This window comes from Streptomyces sp. SID5785, from assembly GCF_009870065.1.
In the GTDB taxonomy this organism is placed as follows: domain Bacteria; phylum Actinomycetota; class Actinomycetes; order Streptomycetales; family Streptomycetaceae; genus Streptomyces.
On sequence record NZ_WWIA01000259.1, the window covers coordinates 1 to 227 of the forward strand.

At 78.4% G+C, this 227-nt stretch carries 1 protein-coding gene; it reads right to left on the reverse strand.

The window, feature by feature from the left end:
- Positions 1-227: oligopeptide/dipeptide ABC transporter ATP-binding protein (locus GTW43_RS08035; RefSeq protein ID WP_343245936.1), on the reverse strand; the 227-nt coding region annotated here is incomplete at both ends.

Consider the following 227-nt stretch of genomic DNA (forward strand, 5'->3'; position numbering starts at 1 on the left):
CGACACCGTCGAGCAGCCGGGGCAGCTGCCCGCACGCGGCGTCGGCGCGGTCACAGCGCCCGGCGAAGGCGCAGCCGGTGGGCAGCGCTCCCAGCTCGGGCGGCATGCCGGGGATCGGCGCGAAGTCCCGGTCGGGCAGGGCGTTCAGGAGACCGCGCGCGTACGGGTGCCGGGGCCCCGGGCCGCCGAAGAACGCGGGGGCGTCCGCGATCTCGACGATGCGGCTC